Raw genomic sequence first — 17877 nt, 5'->3', positions numbered from 1 at the left:
CATGGCATAGGCGGCGGCGTCGGGGTCACGCGCGGCGATCGCGGCCAGAACGTCTTCGTGCTCGGCCATGGCCAAGTGAGTGACCTGGGTGTCGTGGGCAAGCCGGAACAGGTGCACGTGCGTGTGCAGGCGAGCGAGCGCTTCGCGGATGACCTCGTTCTCCGCGCTCAGGGCGACGAGATCGTGAAAAGCGGCGTCGCGTAGCCCGAAGGCGCCATAGGCAACGGGCCCGGTGCCCCCCTCCAGCTCCGCCATCTCCTCCAGCATTCGTCGCAGACCGGCCACCTGCTCCGAGCTTGCGCGTTCGGCGGATCTGCGCGCCGCCGCCGGCTCGAGGAGCAGGCGGAGCTCGAGCATGTCCTCGAATCGGTGACGGGTGATTTGGGGGGGAATGCGGTAGCCGGCATGGGGCACACGCACGACCAGGCCCTCGGCCTCCATGCGGTTCAGAGCGTCTCGGATCGGCGTCTGCGAGACGCCCAGCTCTCGCGCCAGGACGTCGATCGTGACGCGGGAGCCAGGCTCGATCCGTAGCGACATCAACTGTCCGAGCAGAGTGTCGTACACCTCGTCGGCAAGCCGGCCGCGAGATCGGCGCCGCGCGATCATCGCTTCGTCGTCCATCGTGACGTGAGGTCCTTTCTTGCGTCTTCGGGAACCTGTTGACATCGGTCGCAATACTGCGGGATGTTGACGCCCACATTCGGATCGTATAGGAAAGGTGACGGATGCCACCCATCCTTCACCCATCGCGGAACCGCCCGCCATCGCTCCGCTTCGATCAGTTGGAGCTCCCATGAGCATGCTCGACGTCCTGCTCGGTTCGCCACCGGGGGCACATGGACCGAAGGACTTCTCGACTGCTTGAAGCCCCATTACGTCACGGCGTACTCGTGACGCCGGTCTGCGGGTCAGCCCCTGCGACAGCCGGCAACACGCCTGAACAACCCCCCAGCAACTGCTCGGCGAAGCACGCAGCAAGGCTCCAGAGGTCCCCACCCAGAAAGCAGGCAAGAAGATGCGGTATCCAAGGCGAATAGGACGACTGGCGATGGCGGCCATGTTGGTGGCCACGACCATGGCGGCTTGCGGCCAGGACGACGGCGCGACGAGCGCCCCCAAGGCACCGGCGACCATCCCGGAGCTCACCAAGGACCCGCTGACCCTCAGCTTCATCTGGTTCGACTGGCCCCCCGCCCACGCGCTGGAAGCCTTCGCGAACGCGGAGTACACCAAGGTGCGGTCGAACGTGACCATCAAGGTCAACACCGTGCCGAACGCGAACTGGCACGACGCGATGTTCACCCAGTTCGCAGCGCACAAGACCGACTTCGACATCCCGATCCTGGACTCGCAGCACATCGGCGAGGCCGTGACGAACGGCAACATCCTCGACATCACCGACTTCGTCAAGAAGAACATCGACGTCAAGGCCTACAACCCGTACCTCCTGGCGGCCTACGGCCAGTACCCCCAGGCGGAGACCGGGAAGCGCGACGAAAACGCCAGCCTGTACGGACTGCCGCTGCTCGGCGACACCTGGACGATGATCTACCGCAAGGACCTGATCGGCGACAAGCCACCGCAGACGTGGGACGAGATGATCTCAGTCGCCCAGAAGTGCCAGGCGGACAACCCTGGCGTCAGCGGGCTGGCTTTCCACCAGGCCAACGGTTCGGACGCCGCGGCCGTAACCTACAACACGGTCAACGCCGTCTACGGCGGCAACCTCTGGGACTCCAAGACGCGCAAGATCGACGGCGTCATCAACGACGCTGCGGGCCAGGAGGCGATGGACGTCCTGGTCAACAAGATGAAGCCGCTGACCGCCGCGGGCTCCGGCAACTGGTTCATCGACGAGGTGAACGCGGCGGTCGCCCAGGGCAAGGCATGCATCGCGTTCAACTGGATCGCCGCGAGCGGCGGCCTGCTTGACCCGAAGCAGTCGACGCTCGGCACCACGCGGGAGGAGATTCTCGACAAGCTGGGTTTCGCCACCCTGCCGAGCCAGAAGACGAACCTGGTGCCTCTCGGCGGCATGGGGATGCACGTGTCGGCCTACTCCCCTGCGGCGAACCAGGCGGAGGCCCTGAACTTCATGAAGTGGTTCGAGCAGGCTGACATCCAGAAGAAGTGGGCCGCGGCTGGTGGCGTGCCATCGCGTACGGACGCCCTGGAGTCGCCCGAGTTCCTCAATGCCGGGCCGTTCAACCAGGTGTACGCCGACTCGGTTTCGCGGATGCGGGACATGTGGAACGTGCCCGAGTACGCGCGCCTCGTCGACATTGAGAACACCAACGTGAACGCGGCCCTCAACGGCGCGAAGACGCCGAAGGATGCGCTCAACGACATCGCCAAGGAGCAGCAGGGCGTACTCGACTCCGGCAGCCGCAAGGGCGGCGGCGGACTGTGAGTAACCCCGTCCCTCTGACGACCGACCACCCCGGGCAGGTGGCGTCCGCGACGCCGCCTGCACCGGGTCGGTCCCGCCGGTTGAGCGACCGCGGGCTCGCCGTGGCCTTCATCTCCCCCGCGCTGCTGCTGTTGCTCGCAATGTCGGTGTTCCCGTTGCTGTGGGCGTTGTACCTGTCTTTCACCGACTACTCGGCCACTCGCGGGGGGCCGGCCCATTTCGTCTGGTTCGAGAACTACACCGCCATCCTGACTTCGGCGCAGGTCCACCTGAGGGCCTTGACGACGTTGATCTACGTGGTCGGCGCGGTCGCCCTGCAGACCGTGCTCGGTTTCGCCATCGCCTACCTGATCTCACGGCGCACGCACGGGCGAGGACTGCTGACCACTCTGTTCCTGGTTCCGATGATGCTGTCGCAGGTCGTGGTCGGGCTGTTCTGGAAATTCATGCTCGACGCGCAATTCGGCGTGATCAACAGCATGCTCGGCTCGCTCGGCCTGGGGCAGGTGGAGTGGCTCACCCGGCAGCGAACGGCACTGATTTCCCTGATCGTGGTCGACACCTGGCAATGGACGCCGTTCATCATGCTCATCGCACTTGCGGGCCTTACCGCGGTCCCCAAGTACTTGTACGAGGCCGCCTCGATCGACCGGGCGTCCGAGTGGTTCCGGTTCCGCACCATCACTCTTCCGCTGGTGTGGCCGCTGCTCCTCATTGCCGTGTTGTTCAGGGCCATCGAGGCCTTCCGGCTGTTCGACCTCGTCTACATCCTCACCAGCGGAGGTCCGGGGGTCTCCACCGAGACGTTGTCGTTCCACGTCTACAAGGTGGCGTTCCTGGGCTTCAACACCGGAACCGCCTCGGCGTACGGGATCCTCATGGTCCTCGTCGTCATCGTCCTTACGCAGCTCTACCTGCGCTACTTGAACAAGCTCAAGGAGGACTGATGGCCGTCTCCGTCGACGAGGCCGTGCCCACAGGTCCTGTCCGGGATCACACGCCCCCCGCGCGCCGCTTCGGCGGCCGGGGTCGCTCCGTGCTGGAGATCGCGCTGCTGACCGTGCTGGCCGTCGTGATGCTCTTTCCGGTGCTGTGGATGATCGAGACGTCCATCAAGGAGAACCGGGACGTCTACGCCATCCCGGCCAAGTTCTTCGACTTCACGGTCACTCTGGACCATTTCAAGGACGTGTTCATCGCCTCCGGCGGTCGCTCGGCCTTGTCCGTCTCGTTCCTCAACTCCGTCGTGGTCGCCGGGGTCTCCACGGTGCTGGCCACCGTGCTGGGAGTCCCGGCGGCCTGGGCCTACTCACGCTTCGCCGTGAAGGCCAAGAAGGACCAACTGTTCTTCATCCTGTCCACCCGCTTCATGCCGCCCGTGGTGGTCGTGATCCCGATCTTCCTCATGTACCGCCAAGTCGGACTCATCGACACCAAGCTCGGCCTGATCCTCATCTACACCGCGTTCAACGTCCCGTTCACGATCTGGATGATGAAGGGGTTCGTCGACGAGGTGCCCGCAGAGTACGAGGATGCCGCCATGCTCGACGGCTACACCCGCTTGCAGGCGTTCTGGCGATTTACCCTTCCCCTGCTCGTGCCCGGCATCGCCGCGACGGCGGTCTTCGCACTCATCTTCTCGTGGAACGAGTTCGTGTTCGCCATCTTCCTTACCTCCAGCGACGACGTGCGGACGGCCCCACCCGCCATCGCCGGCCTCATCGGTGGAACGACTGTGGACTGGGGTCTCGTGGCCGCCGCCTCCGTGGTTTTCGCCCTACCGGTGCTCGCCTTCGCCTACCTGGTGCGCAAGCACCTCATCGCCGGTGTGACGCTCGGGGCGGTGCGACGCTGATGGCGGGCATCGAGGTGACCGCCCTGCACAAGCGCTACCCGGACGGGACGGTCGCAGTTGATCACGTGGACCTGTCCATCGGCGACGGCGAGCTGTTCGTGATGCTCGGCCCTTCGGGTTGCGGCAAGACGACCACGCTGCGGGCCATAGCCGGCCTGGAGAGGCAGACGACAGGCGACATCCGCATCGGCGACACGCTGGTCAACGACCTGCCGCCCGCCGAGCGCGACATCGCCATGGTGTTCCAGTTCTACGCTCTCTACCCGCATCTGAGAACCCGCGACAACCTGGCGTTCCCACTGCGGGCCGAGGGACTGCCCAAGGCGGAGGTGCGCGAGCGGGTCGACGAGGCAGCCCGGCTGATGCGGCTCGGTCCGCTCCTGGACCGGCGACCGCGCCGGCTGTCCGGCGGGGAGCAGCAGCGCGTCGCGCTTGCTCGCGCCCTGGTGCGACGACCGCGCGCATTCCTCATGGACGAACCTCTCACCAATCTGGACGCGGAGCTGAGGGCGGACATGCGCACGGAGATCAAGCACCTGCAGGGGGAGCTGGGGACGACGATGGTCTACGTCACCCACGACCAGGTCGAGGCGATGTCGCTCGGTCACAGAATCGCCATCCTCAACAAGGGCCGCGTCGAGCAGATCGGCACGCCGCTGGAAGTCTACGACCGTCCGGCGAGTCTTTTCTGCGCCGCATTCATCGGCTCCCCGCCGATGAACCTGATTGAGGTGGAGGTGGCCGACGGGAAGCTGCGCAGTAAGGGCGGACTGGTACTCACGCCACCGCCAGGCCTGCCGCGCGACCGTTGCCTGGTCGCAGGCGTCCGGCCGGAGGCGCTGGAAGTCACAGAACCAGGGGCGGAACGTTCGGTCCCGGCCCGCGTGGTCTCGGCGGAGTGGCTGGGCGACGAAATCATCTACGTGGTTGACCACGGCGGCCAGCGCGACGTACGGGTTCGGATGCCACCGACTGTCCGTTTCGCCGCTGACGCACCGGTCGGGCTGCGGCACACCGGCGGGACCCCGGCGGTCTACGACGTGAGCACGGAAGAGCTGGTGGCCTGATGGGAACCGTGGCAGTGCACGGGCTGTGCAAGTCCTTCGGTAAAGTCCAGGCCCTGGACGGGGTGACCCTGGACGTGCCGGACGGCTCGTTCTTCGTCGTGCTCGGACCCTCCGGGGCAGGCAAGACGACGACCCTGCGAGCGATCGCCGGCCTTGAGAAGCTTGACGCCGGGTCGGTGCATCTGGACGGGAGGGACGCGACCGGTGACGCCCCGGCCGCACGCGACCTGGCCATGGTCTTCCAGAGCTACGCCCTCTACCCGCGACACACGGCGTACGAAAACATCGCTTCGCCGCTGCGGGCACGCCGCTGTTCTTCGAGCGAGGTCGCCGCTGCCGTCGAGCAGATGTCGAGCCTGCTGCACATCGAACGTCTGCTGCAGCGTCGTCCCGCGCAGTTGTCGGGCGGTGAGATGCAGCGTGTCGCCCTGGCCCGGGCGCTGGTCCGTCGCCCGCGCGCGTTTCTCATGGACGAGCCGCTGACGAACCTCGACCTCAAGCTTCGCGTCGAGATGCGCACCGAGCTCACCCGCATCCACCGGAGCCTCGGGGGAACCTTCGTCTACGTGACCAACGACCAGGTCGAGGCCCTGTCCATGGCCGACCAGGTCGCGGTCCTCAAGGAGGGGAAGGTGCAACAGGTCGGAACGCCGACCGAGGTGTACGAGCGTCCAGCCAACCAGTGGGTCGCAGGCTTCGTCGGGAGCCCGCCGATCAGCCTGCTCGCCTGCCACGCCGAGGGAGATCGTCTGGTCGGGGCGGAAGGCTGGACGCTGCCGCGGCCCCGCTGGACCACGGCCGAGGACGGTCGTCCGCTGCTGCTGGGCCTGCGCGCGGAGGACCTGTCCGTCGAGCAGCGTGGGGACGCGTCGTTGTCGGGTGAGCTCTACGGGCTTGAGCCGCTCGGTGACCGAACGGTGGTCGACGTCCGAGTGGGGACGGAGATCCTCAAGGTCAAGGCACGACCCACCGTCACCGGTACGCCGGGCGAGCGGCTGCATGTCACGGTCGACCTGGACCGTGCGCACCTGTTCGATGCGGGCACCGGGCTGGCGCTGTCCGAGGCCGGGAGGTAACCGCGCAGGGTGGCGACGTCAACATGCGCCCGCACGTGGCAATCGAGCCTCGGCGGACCGTCACCGGTGAGCACGGCCTGACGACGCTGAAGCAGCCATGGCCCGAGAAGGCGATCGGTGGCGCGGGGCGTCACCCTGCAGCCAGGGCCAAGGCCACGTTCGACCCGCTCGGCAACCTCGACGCCGACGAGGCCGTGTGACCCGTTCGTCAACGCGCGTGGCGCGATCGCTGAGGTCACGCTGGACATCACCAAGAACATCACAGGAGGCGACGCGATGAGTGACCCGATGAACGTCCTGGCCCCCGAGCACCGGCGGCTCCGGATTGGCGACGCCTGGCGCGACGCCGCCAGCGGAGCCACCTTTGTCGTCGAGGACCCGGCCACCGGCAAGACCATCGCCGAGGTGGCGGACGCCGACGTCGTTGACGGGCTCGCCGCTCTGGACGCGGCGAGCAAGGCAATGGCGGAGTGGGCGGCGACCCCGCCGCGAAAACGGTCAGAGTTGTTGACCGCGACGTACCGGGCACTGACCGAGCGATCCGAGGAGGTCGCCCGGCTGATAACGCTCGAGATGGGCAAGCCGCTCGCCGAGGCTCGGGGAGAGGTGGCCTACGGCGCCGAGTTCTTCCGTTGGTTCGCCGAGGAGGCGGTGCGCGTCGAGGGGCGCTACAACACCGCTCCCGCTGGTGGATATCGCATCCTCACCGTGCCGAAGCCGGTCGGACCGTGCGTCTTCGTGACGCCCTGGAACTTTCCATTGGCCATGGGTGCCCGCAAGATCGCTCCTGCGCTGGCGGCGGGCTGCACGACGATCACCAAGCCGGCAGCCCAAACGCCACTCACCATGCTGTTCCTGGCCCGCATCATGGAGGAGGTCGGCGTTCCCCCGGGCGTCGTCAACGTCGTGACAACCGAGCGTGCCGGCGAGGTGGTCTCAGCACTGCTAGCCGACCGTCGGACCCGCAAGCTTTCGTTCACCGGGTCGACCGAGGTCGGGCGCGTGCTGCTACGCCAGGCGGCGGACAACGTGCTGCGCACCTCCATGGAACTGGGCGGCAACGCGGCCTTGATCGTGTGTGCCGACGCGGACCTGGACGTCGCGCTCGACGGTGCCATGGTGGCCAAGATGCGCAACATCGGGGAGTCCTGCATCGCGGCCAACCGAATCTACGTCGAGGAGCCGGTGCGCGAGGAGTTCACGGCGCGCTTCGCCAAGCGGATGGGCGCGCTCTCGGTGGGCCATGGTCTCGACGACGGCGTGGACGTCGGGGCGTTGATCGACGAGGCCTCGGTCACCAAGATCGACGAGCTCGTCGCCGACGCGGTCAATCGCGGCGCCCGTGTCTTGGTGGGCGGCGAGCGTCCGGATGGGCCGGGCCACTTCTACCCGCCTACGGTCCTCGTCGACGTGCCCGAAGACGCGCGGATGCTGGAGGCGGAAATCTTCGGCCCGGTGGCGCCGATCATCTCGTTCACGTCCGACGACGAGGTAATGGCGAAGGCCAACGACACCGAGCACGGCCTGGTCGGATACGTCTTCACCCGTGACCTCCAGCGGGCGCTCCGGTTCACCGAGGGGCTAGAGACGGGGATGGTCGGCATCAACCGTGGTCTGATCTCGGACCCGTCAGCTCCGTTCGGAGGCGTAAAGCAGTCCGGGATCGGCAAGGAGGGGTCGCACGAGGGCATCCTTGAGTACCTCGACGTCACCTACGCGGCGATCGACCTACCGTGACCGGCCTGCTGCTCCGGGTGCCCGCCGAGGATCACCGCGCCCTGTGCACACATGACCTGACCGGCCTCCACCCGTGGGGCGGGACCCGGGCCATGGTCGGCACGAATCCGCTGGCACCCGGGGACGCCGTCGACTCCGCCGGTATGCGCGCCACAGACGCGCCACCCGGCAGCCAACCTTGCCGACGCCGTCCCGGTCTCGCAGGTGACCTGGACGTCCGCCCAGCAAATCACCGCCGACGTTCCAGAGAGGCACTGACATGCTTGAGACCGTCCGCGGACCACGCCAGCTGATAGTGGGCGAAGGGGTCGCGCAGAACATCCCACGAGTGGTGGCCGAGTGTGGCTCGCGAGTCCTCATCGTGACCGACCGAGTTCTTCTGGGGCAGCCGGGCGTGGCCGAGATCGTGGCCGCCGTGCGGGAGAAGGTCCAAGTCGTCGGGGTGTTCGCCGACGCGACTCCGGACGTGCCACTCGCCGATGTCGCCCTGGCCGTCTCGGTCGCCGCAGAGGTGGACGCCGACGTAATCCTCGCCATCGGAGGTGGCACGGTGATCGACCTCGCCAAAATCGTCGGCGTCATCCGGCGCCACGGTGGGACGCCGCGCGACTTCTACGGCGAGTCGAAGGTGCCGGGGCCGACGATTCCTCTCGTCGCGGTCCCGACGACGTCAGGCACCGGCTCCGAGCTCACGCCCGTCTCGGTGTTGACCGACCCGGACCGCGAACTGAAGGTGGGGGTCTCCAGCGTCCACATCGTGCCCGACTTCGCCATCGTCGACCCCGAGCTCACCTACACCTGCCCTGCGACCGTCACTGCCCACTCCGGCATCGACGCGTTTTGTCACGCGGTGGAGAGCTACACCGCGCGACCCCGGGCCCACGGACCGCGCGACCCGGTGGAGCAGGTCTTCCTCGGCCGCAACCCGATCACCGATCACTACGCGCTCCTGGCCGCGGAGCGGATCGCCCGCAGCTTGCCCCGTGTCGTCAGGGACGGAGGCGACAAGGACGCGCGCGCGGACATGTCCTATGGGTCCATGCTGGCCGGGCTCGCATTTTCCCACGCAGGCAACGCGGCTCCGCACGCCCTCCAGTACCCCATCGGCGCAGCCACCCACACACCGCACGGCCTGGGTGTCGGGCTGCTGCTGCCCTACGCGCTGGACGCGGCCAGGGATGCCATCGGCGACCGGTTGACCATCCTCGCCCGGGTGTGCGGGCTCGACGTGACCGACGCCTCGGAAGCCGAGGCCGCAGATACGTTCCTCACCTGGCTCGACGGGCTCCTCGCCGACATCGGCATCCCTACCACCTTGGCGGACATCGGCGTGGCACGCGCCGACCTCCCGCGCTTCGCGGAGATGGCCAGTGGCGTCACCCGCTTGATCCAGAACCATCCAGGCCCGACCGACACCGCCAGCCTGACCGCGATCCTCGAAGCGGCCTGGATCGGGGACCGGACCCGACACGTCCTGGCTCCGGAGCAGAGATAGTGACGGGCCTTTCTTTCACATGACGACGAGTTCTCTGCCCCACCCTGGGTATCGGAATTGTCGGCTACGCCTTAATGGGAACCGCCCATTCCCAGGCCTGGTGCACGGCTGCGCGCCCACCAGGCCGGCCACGGCCACAACAGCCACAACCCCGCCTCGCTCCACGCGGTGACATAACGTCATCTTTTCGCAGCGTGACTTCCTCTCCGCGGAGGCTCGCATCAAGCAGATCGTCGACGACACCCGCATGCCTTCCTCGATCGACATCGCCAACCAGGAGGCGGTGGTCCCGGGGGATCTCGAGCAGGAGTTGGCCGCCCAGATGGACGCCGTGCTGAGGATGCATCGCCACAAGTGGTGGGACACGGACGAGGTCGACAACCGGTATGACGCCAGCGTCGAACTTCGGAAGGCCGCGCCGCCTGACTCGACTCCTCCTGAGCCTTGTGCCGGGGCCGAAGAACTTGTCCCATAGTTCGATAGGGGCATGAAGACGCCCGTCTTTCGGCGATGGGCCGCTGTTCGAACGGCGAGCTGATAGTCCCTACCTAGCCCGATCTGGCTCCTGCAACAGGTCGGCGATCGATGAGCCGCCGAAACTGGTGGCGCACCTTGGTCGGGTTAAGGGAAGGATCGAGATGAAGTATCGATAGCAGCCGACGGGTACGACCTGCAGCCGGGAGAGGCACCCGGGAAGCTTCTGGTCTACGCGGATTCACTGGCCGCTGGGTTGCACCTCAGCCTTATGACGGTAGGTGCTTACCTCGATGGGTCCACGATTCGCGGAGACAAGCTCCACAACCAGCTGTTCACCTTCCCCGTCGAGCCCACTTCCCGCCGTATGTCAGCGGTGGCGTCAGGACGGTGGCAGGTCGGTATCAGAGCGGTCGGGGATGGTTGGCGTCATGAAGGGTTCAGCGATTGCGGCCTCGGGGTCGCGGACTGGGCCACGCGAGCACAAGGAGCAGATGATGCAGAAGTTCGACACCCCGGCCCCGATCTCCGCCGTCCTGGACATCCCCGCGGGGCGCGTCCGGTTCATCGCCGCCGACCGGGCCGACACCGCGGTCGAGGTCGTGGCCGTGAACACCTCGAAGAGCCGTGACGTGCAGGCGGCGGAGCAGACCACGGTCGCATACGCCGATGGCGTTCTGCGGATCGAGACTCCGGTGAAGAACCAGTACTTCGGTCCTTCTGGGTGCATCGAGGTGAGGGTCGAGTTGCCGGCCGGGTCCCGGGTCGAGGCCAGGGCGGGCAGCGCGGAACTGCGGACCGTGGGCCGTCTCGGTGATGTGGCCTTCGAAGGTGCCTACAGCCAGATCAAGATCGATGAGGCTGCGAGCGTCCGGCTCACGGCGGTCGACGGGGACGTCGAGGTCGGCCGGGTGGGCGGCCTCGCGGGGATCAGCACCGCGATCAGTACCGCAAGGGGTGACATCCGGATCGGCGAGGCCGCGGGCGGCACGGTCGTGCTCCGGACCCAGTCCGGTGACATCTCGGTCGGCGCCGCCGGTGGGGTTTCGGCCGCGCTGGATGCCGGTACCGGCCATGGCCGCATCCACAACGCTCTCAAGAACAACGGCACCGCCGGACTCGACATTCACGCCACCACCTCCAACGGTGACATCACCGCCCGCAGCCTGTGATCCGCAGCCTCCGAGGGGGAGGTGGACCAAGTACGGGAGAACGTGCTGCCCGCCGGACCGACCACGAAAGATCAGGCTGGCGGCACGTGAGAAACCGCCCATCAGGGGCGCGCCCGATCCTCGATTGTCCTCGGCAATGGACCCCTACAGGAGGCCAGAGTTCAGGACTCTGGCAGTGAAGTTCGCCAACTGCGCCCGCATCCTTTCGCGCGGCACGCCCTGTGCTCACGAGAACGACCGAGGCCACGTCAGCTATCTCCGGATCGCCTCGGGCTGGGTGACTATCGCCGTGGACGGCTGCATACACCGGTGGATGGCTGAGGATCGTTATGCGACGTCCTCGGCCGGTCGCTGCCCGACCAGTTACAGGGCTGGGGGCACGATGATTTGGTCGGCTTCGCCGCCATCGCCGAACGGATACTGATGCGCGCCGTACAGCCCGACGTCCTCCTCGTCGCTCGCCCTCACATCGTTCAGACGATAGCCACAAGGCCGTCTATCCAGCCCGCGTAGTGGTTGATCGGAGTACCGGTCTTCCCGGCTAGCAGGGTGACGGAGGGCAGGTCTGCAGGGGCGGTGAGGAGTGGCTGCCTTCACAGCATGATTACGTGCTGGCCCCGACGACAGAATCCTGCTCAGGCGAAATCCTGGAAAGTGACATAGCCGCAGGGAGCGGGCGGAGACGCCCGCGCTGGGCCTTCTGTCGGTGAGCCGAGATCACGGGTCACTCCTGATCTTCCCGACGGTTCCAGGTGTGGTGGCGAGAGTATCCGGAAGTTAAGTCAAGGTCCCTTCCTTCCCTGCGGCCGAGCGCTGTATGAGCTCGGCTTGTGGTCGGGCCGCACGAAGTCGATCGTGGTGGGCACGTCAGGAGGACGACATGTGCAGAAAGAGTCCCCTTGGAGAGTTCCTCAGGGCGAGACGACGACTCATGACCCCGGCCGAAGCAGGGCTGTCCCGAATGAATTCCCAGCGTCGGACGCCTGGCTTGCGCCGGGAGGAGGTGGCGACGTTGGCCGGAGTCAGCAGTGATTACTACACGCGATTGGAGCAGGGTAGACAGCGCAACCCCTCGGAGCAGGTCATCGACGCTCTGGCACGGGTCTTCCGTCTCGATGTGGCCGCCACCGCGCATCTCCACGATCTCGCACGCCCTCGAACGTGCCATCAAGAGCGCATTCTTCGGCCCGTCGCCCCGGACATAGTGCGGCTGATGGAACATTGGACGCACGCACCGGCATTGGTGGTGAACCACCGCTTGGATGTCCTTGTCCGCAACCGGCTGTCCACTGCCCTATGGAGAGGATACGAGTACATCGACAACCTGATTCGGTTCACCTTCCTCAATCCGCAATCCCGTGAGTTCTTTGTGAACTGGGAGGGGGAGGCCGCCTTCAAGGTCGCGCATTTGCGGACCATGACTGTAGTGGTCCCGGATCCCTCTGTGCGCGATCTCATCGAGGAACTGGCGGACATCAGCGAGGACTTCCGCAGACTGTGGGCGCGCCATGATGCGGGAGTCACAATGCGCGGGTCGTGGCCCTTGCGCCACAGGAGATTCGGCGACCTGAATCTCTGGCGCCAGAAATTTCCCATCGAGAATGCTCCCGGCTGTCTCCTTTTCGTGGCCCAGGCCGAGCTCGGCTCCCCATCGGAGCAGGCGCTCACCGGCATGGCCGACGCAGCATAGGTGAGCTGCTCTGGGTGCTTACAGGTGAGTTGGCCCTTGGCCAATGGCCATCCGCTTACCGGCGACCAGGAAATGTCGCTGCGCGCACGCAGAAGTACAATAAGTCAGTGCATGCGAGGCTGCCGTCGCTGCTGCTGCGCCAGACTCCTTCCCTGACGGTCGGTGTCTTGGCCGGCGCCGCATGCGCTGCCGTGGTGACGCTGTTACTCTTCCCGTTCCGGCAGTTTGTCCCTCCACATTCGCTCGGTGTCGTTTACCTGCTCGGCGTGCTGCTGATCTCGACAGCGTTCGGCCTGTGGCCCGGACTGGCGACCGCGGTGGCCAGCGCAGTCGCCTATGAGTACTTCCATCTGCCGCCCTTCTACGGGTGGACGCTGACCGGCGATGGGGAATTGGTGACAACCCTGGTCTTCCTCGCCACCGCGCTGCTGGCCGGCTTCGTCGCGGACCTGGCCCGGTCACGGGCGATGGAGGCCGAAGAACAGCGCCGCACGGCGGACCTCGCCGCCGACCTCGCCCACCTGCTGCTGCGCTCCCAGGACCTGCGAACCACGCTGCCGGCAGCCGCACAGCGCCTGGCCCAGGCCCTGGAACTGCGCCACGTGGCGATCGAGCCCGAGGTCGTCGCCGCGGGCGGGCCATACGCGGCGCTCCCGCTGCGCGACGGCGCCGCTCAGGTCGCCACCCTTCTGATCCCCGCCGACCTGCCGGAGTCGACGCTGCTGCGACTGCGCCGGCAGGTCGTGCCGTCGTTGCAGGCCCTGCTGGCCGCGGCATGCGACCGCGAGGCCGTCGCGGAGGAACAGGCCGCGCTGCGGCGAGTTGCGACGCTGGTAGCCGGGGGAGCGGACCCGGCCGAGGTGTTCAACGCGGTCACCCGTGAGATGGGCCGCATCATGGGCACGCGATACGCCGACATGAATCGGTTTGAGCCCGATGGCACGTTGACCGTGCTCAGCCACTGGGATGATCATGGCGGCTGGGACCAGTTCGTGCCGCTGGGCTCGCGTCGGGCGATCCACGACATGCCTGTGGCGAAGCTGGTGTGGCAGACCGGGAAACCGGCGCGGCGCAGTACGGACGACGACGACGCCGCCGGCGAGTTCCTCAGGCGTGCCCGCGAGTGGGCGCTCGGTTCGGTGGTCGGCAGCCCGATCATGGTCGAGAACCGGCTGTGGGGCGTGATGATCGCATTTTCGCGGGCGGAGGACCCGCAACCCGAGGCGATCGAGGAGCGCATGATGAAGTTCACCGAACTCCTCGGGACCGCGATCGCCAATGCGCAGAGCCGAGCCGAACTCACCGCCTCCCGTGCCCGCATCATCGCGGCCGCCGATGAATCCCGTCGCCGTATTGAGCGCGACCTGCACGATGGGGCACAGCAACGTCTTGTCACGCTCGGGCTGGAACTGCGGGCGGCCGAAGCCATGGCGCCGCCCCATCTCAAGTCCCACCTGTCCCACGTGGTCGAGGGTCTGGCCTGTGCCGTCGAGGACCTGCAGGAACTCTCCCGCGGCCTGCATCCGGGGATGCTGTCCAAGGGGGGCCTCTGCCCCGCCCTCAAGACACTCGCGCACCGCTCCTCCGTGCCGGTCAAGCTGAAGATGAGCGATATCGCATCGCAGCCCGAACGGGTCGAAACCGCTGTCTATTACATCGTTTCGGAAGCACTGACCAACGTGGCCAAGCATGCACAGGCCTCAGTGGTCGACATCGACCTCACTGTTGACGACACGGCCCTGCGGCTCTGCATCCGGGACGACGGAATCGGAGGAGCCGACCCCTGCAACGGCTCCGGGCTGATCGGCCTCAAGGACCGTGTCGCGGTGATCGGCGGCGACATGGAGATCACCAGCCTGACGGGAAACGGGACGACACTGCTCATCACAATTCCCTGCTGACCATGGGTCCCGCCCACATCGGTCAACATTCAGCGGCATATTCCGCTGAAGGCTCGGGCAGCGTCCCGAGCTGCGCCGTCATCGGCGTGTGCGGAGGGAGAGAACCCGGGACCGTCCTGATATCTACCCGGAGATCGGTACCGGCGAAGCGACCAGGGCTGTGCCATGATCCCGTCCCCAGGGCCGCCTGGGTCACCCGGTCCAAGAGGCGACCAACCCGCTGATCACACGGGCGCCTTGGCCGTGCCGGGGTGGCGAGCGCTCTTTGCCGCCCTTAGCCGCGCGGTCCGCCAGTACTGGTGCCTCAGGATTCCGCGAGGGGGATTCGAAGGACGAACAGCGCGCCGCCCAAGTGGGACTCCGTGGCTTTCAGGGTGCCCTCATGGGCGTGGGCGATCGTGCGGGCGATCGCCAGGCCTAGCCCGGTGCCGCCGTGGTCGCGGTCCCGCGCGGTGTCCAGTCTGGAGAACCGCTCGAAGACGCGCTCCCGGTCGCACTCGGGGATGCCGGCTCCATCGTCCCCGACGGCCAGCTCGGCCAAGCCCCCAACGGGCCGCACGCTGACCTCCACGACTCTCCTGCTGTGTCGCTGAGCGTTGTCGAGGAGGTTCTTGAGCAGGCGGACGATCTGGGATCGCACGACAGTGACCAGCACGCCCGTGTCGATCCGCATCCGGGTCGGCACCCGGTCGGTGCGCTGGGAGACCTCACAGCGGGCCAGTTCGGACAGCGACAGAGGCATCTTCTCCGTGACACCAGAAGCTCCTACCCGGGCCAGCAGGAGCAGGTCGGTGATGATCGACTCCAGCCGGTCGACGTCCAGTAAGGCACCTTCCAGGAGGGAGCCCATGTCGGTGTCTTCGGGGTGCAGCCTGCCGTCCTCCAGTTGCGCGCGGAGGCCGGCGAGCGGGGTGCGCAGCTCGTGGGAGGCGTCGGCGACAAACTGCTGTTGCCGGTCCAAGATCGCCGCTCGAGACAGAGTACTCATGATGCGCTCCTGATATACCGAGTACCGTATTTCGTATACCACCCTCTCTCCTTGAGTGATCGTTGTCGGTACCGCTAGCGGCCATCCACCGTCTGCCGCGGCAAAGCTCCGTCGAAGCCACCACGCTGAATGCCATGCACGCTTCAAGATCAGGCAATGGTGGCGCCACCGATCGAGCCGTGTGGAGTACTCCACTGGCTAACCGAGGAACACGCTTACGGCCTGTCATTCAGCGGCAGGAACAGAGCCAGGTCGTCGCGGCGGTTGATGCCGAGTTTGGCGTACGCGGGGCGCGGGTGTCAGCCCGGGCGGCGTGGAGCCGCCGCATCCACAGAGCGGCAAGAGAATCGCGGCGGCGAACAGGGCTCGCCAAAATCGAATTTGCCACGTCATCACCTCGTATATCTCGGTCAAGGGATACTCGACGGGCTCTCACACGACGCCATCAGATGATGTGTTTCGAACGCTCCGGCCGGTCGGCGGGCTCTAGGTGGCTGCCATATCTGGCCGCCGTCATCGACATCACGTTCCGCCGGGTGATCGGCTTAGCCGGGGGTTCCGGGCGGTGGCGGAGGAACGGCACGACGCCGTCCGCGTCACCCGCCGAAAACCGGCCGCCCAGCGCCGACGGCCGGCGGACGATAAACACCTACGAGCTCGTTGACGCAGGCAGCAAACCTCCCCTGGCTGCGCATTCTGTGCATGTGCTTTTTGGACGTGCGGTCGGCGTACTGAGAGGCCGATAAGGGTCTTGTGTTCCCAAACGATGTCGCTTACGTTAAGCGCTGAAAACGTGATCGATAACGATTGCAATATGGAGAGAGCGGCATGGCCGACGGCGGTGCGCCGGTGACGATGAGTGATGTGGCGCGCCTGGCGGGCGTCTCCACCGCGACTGTGTCGCGGGTGGTCAACAGGCGTTACGGGGTCAGCGCCCGTACCATCGCGCAGGTGCGTTCGGCCATCGAGCGGCTCGGCTACGAGTCGAGTCTGGGGGCGGCGAGCCTGCGACGCAGCCGCACCAATGTCCTGGGTCTGGTGACCCACAGCTTCCATTCCTATACCGCCGAGGTGCTCAAAGGCGTGATGGAAGCGTTGAGTCAATCGGGCTTAGACCTGATCGTCTACGCCAACAGCGATCTCTACGGGACGTACGCGGAGGGCTGGGAGCAGCGTCATCTGGCCCGCTTGTCCGGCACCCTCACGGACGGGTGCATTGTGGTGACGCCCTGGGGCGAGGTGCGGAGCAACACTCCGGTCGTGGTCATCGATCCGGTGCGGGACTCGACGGTGCCGTCGGTGACGGCGGACAACCTCGCGGGTGCCACCACAATGGTCGAGCACCTACTGGGCCTGGGGCATCGGCGCATCGGATTCATCGCGGGCCGTTCCAGCCTCGCGGCCGCATGGTCGCGCGAGGAGGGATACCGGAGGGCGCTGGCCGCGGCCGGTGTTCCGGTCGATCCGACGTTGATCGGCAGAGGCGACTTCAATCCCGACTCCGCGGTCCCGCTGGCGTGGGCGTTGCTGGATAGGGCGGACCGCCCGACGGCGATCTTCGCGGCGAGTGACGGGATGGCCCTGAAGGCTCTGCAGGTCGCGAAGGAACTGGGACTCAGCGTTCCTGGCGACCTGTCCGTGGTCGGGTTCGACAACATTCCGGAGGCCGTATTGGCCGAGCCGGGGCTGACCACGGTGGACCAGTCGATGTACCGACTCGGGTACGAGGCCGCGCGCATGCTGAAGGGGCTGGTGACCGGTGAGTGGAAAGGGCCCGGCCAAATAGTGCTCCCAACCCGCTTGATGGTTCGTGGCTCCACCGCACCACCAAGGACCAATACGAGCTTGTGACACACGCACGCACTCGCAGGTGCGTGCACCACCCAGACCCACCTGACAGCAGGTGAACGAAACAGACCCGTGATGGACGGAGGTGCGGGGAACAGAAACCGACGGTACATCGACCGATAAGTCAGGCCGGCCAGTCGGGCCCAATCCGCTGCCGGTCA

At 66.5% G+C, this 17877-nt stretch carries 15 protein-coding genes; 13 read left to right on the top strand and 2 right to left on the bottom strand.

Annotation, left to right across the window (positions count from 1 at the left end; genetic code table 11):
* Positions 1-624 (bottom strand): GntR family transcriptional regulator (locus Pph01_RS39730; protein ID WP_204078431.1); only part of this gene is annotated, 624 nt, incomplete at its 3' end.
* 427 nt (positions 625-1051) lie between these two features.
* On the opposite strand from Pph01_RS39730, the gene Pph01_RS39725 reads away from it, so the two are divergent.
* The 12 genes from Pph01_RS39725 (at position 1052) to Pph01_RS39670 (ending at position 14880) form a co-directional block, all read left to right on the top strand.
* Positions 1052-2413, top strand: coding sequence for an extracellular solute-binding protein (locus tag Pph01_RS39725; RefSeq protein WP_204078430.1), 1362 nt, complete (start codon positions 1052-1054; stop codon positions 2411-2413).
* Positions 2410-3360: a carbohydrate ABC transporter permease gene (locus Pph01_RS39720; RefSeq protein ID WP_203947199.1), complete on the top strand. Its 951-nt coding sequence runs from the start codon at positions 2410-2412 to the stop codon at positions 3358-3360. The genes Pph01_RS39725 and Pph01_RS39720 overlap by 4 nt, the downstream gene beginning before the upstream one ends.
* Positions 3360-4268 (top strand): carbohydrate ABC transporter permease, encoded by a 909-nt coding sequence (locus Pph01_RS39715; RefSeq protein ID WP_204078429.1) that lies wholly within the window; start codon positions 3360-3362, stop codon positions 4266-4268. The genes Pph01_RS39720 and Pph01_RS39715 overlap by 1 nt, the downstream gene beginning before the upstream one ends.
* Positions 4268-5335 (top strand): ABC transporter ATP-binding protein, encoded by a 1068-nt coding sequence (locus Pph01_RS39710; RefSeq protein ID WP_204078428.1) that lies wholly within the window; start codon positions 4268-4270, stop codon positions 5333-5335. The genes Pph01_RS39715 and Pph01_RS39710 overlap by 1 nt, the downstream gene beginning before the upstream one ends.
* Entirely contained in the window at positions 5335-6411 is a 1077-nt protein-coding gene (locus Pph01_RS39705) for an ABC transporter ATP-binding protein (protein WP_204078427.1), read from the top strand. The genes Pph01_RS39710 and Pph01_RS39705 overlap by 1 nt, the downstream gene beginning before the upstream one ends.
* A gap of 35 nt (positions 6412-6446) precedes the next feature.
* A complete protein-coding gene (locus tag Pph01_RS39700) occupies positions 6447-6611 on the top strand; it encodes an FAD-linked oxidase C-terminal domain-containing protein (protein ID WP_204078426.1) in 165 nt (54 codons plus the stop codon).
* A gap of 76 nt (positions 6612-6687) precedes the next feature.
* The gene (locus Pph01_RS39695; protein ID WP_204078425.1) at positions 6688-8148 is read left to right on the top strand and encodes an NAD-dependent succinate-semialdehyde dehydrogenase; all 1461 of its coding nucleotides are present in this window, start codon (positions 6688-6690) and stop codon (positions 8146-8148) included.
* Positions 8149-8407: 259 nt separating this feature from the next.
* The gene (locus Pph01_RS39690; RefSeq protein WP_204078424.1) at positions 8408-9643 is read left to right on the top strand and encodes an iron-containing alcohol dehydrogenase; all 1236 of its coding nucleotides are present in this window, start codon (positions 8408-8410) and stop codon (positions 9641-9643) included.
* 181 nt (positions 9644-9824) lie between these two features.
* Positions 9825-10118 (top strand): DUF8825 domain-containing protein, encoded by a 294-nt coding sequence (locus tag Pph01_RS39685; protein ID WP_505867309.1) that lies wholly within the window; start codon positions 9825-9827, stop codon positions 10116-10118.
* A 496-nt stretch (positions 10119-10614) separates the two neighbouring features.
* A complete protein-coding gene (locus Pph01_RS39680; RefSeq protein ID WP_204078422.1) occupies positions 10615-11289 on the top strand; it encodes a DUF4097 family beta strand repeat-containing protein in 675 nt (224 codons plus the stop codon).
* An 817-nt stretch (positions 11290-12106) separates the two neighbouring features.
* Complete coding sequence (locus Pph01_RS39675; RefSeq protein ID WP_308441943.1) at positions 12107-12979, top strand: helix-turn-helix transcriptional regulator; 873 nt, start codon at positions 12107-12109, stop codon at positions 12977-12979.
* Positions 12980-13086: 107 nt separating this feature from the next.
* The gene (locus tag Pph01_RS39670) at positions 13087-14880 is read left to right on the top strand and encodes a sensor histidine kinase (RefSeq protein WP_204078420.1); all 1794 of its coding nucleotides are present in this window, start codon (positions 13087-13089) and stop codon (positions 14878-14880) included.
* Between the two features lie 304 nt (positions 14881-15184).
* On the opposite strand, the gene Pph01_RS39665 is transcribed toward Pph01_RS39670, so the two are convergent.
* The gene (locus tag Pph01_RS39665) at positions 15185-15868 is read right to left on the bottom strand and encodes a sensor histidine kinase (RefSeq protein WP_204078419.1); all 684 of its coding nucleotides are present in this window, start codon (positions 15866-15868) and stop codon (positions 15185-15187) included.
* Between the two features lie 828 nt (positions 15869-16696).
* Here Pph01_RS39665 and Pph01_RS39660 point away from each other — a divergent pair.
* Complete coding sequence (locus Pph01_RS39660; protein ID WP_204078418.1) at positions 16697-17719, top strand: LacI family DNA-binding transcriptional regulator; 1023 nt, start codon at positions 16697-16699, stop codon at positions 17717-17719.
* Positions 17720-17877 lie beyond the last annotated feature (158 nt).

Source organism: Planotetraspora phitsanulokensis, from assembly GCF_016863295.1.
In the GTDB taxonomy this organism is placed as follows: domain Bacteria; phylum Actinomycetota; class Actinomycetes; order Streptosporangiales; family Streptosporangiaceae; genus Planotetraspora; species Planotetraspora phitsanulokensis.
The sequence above is the reverse complement of the archived record's forward strand: the minus strand, read 5'-3'. Positions and strand labels throughout refer to the sequence as shown.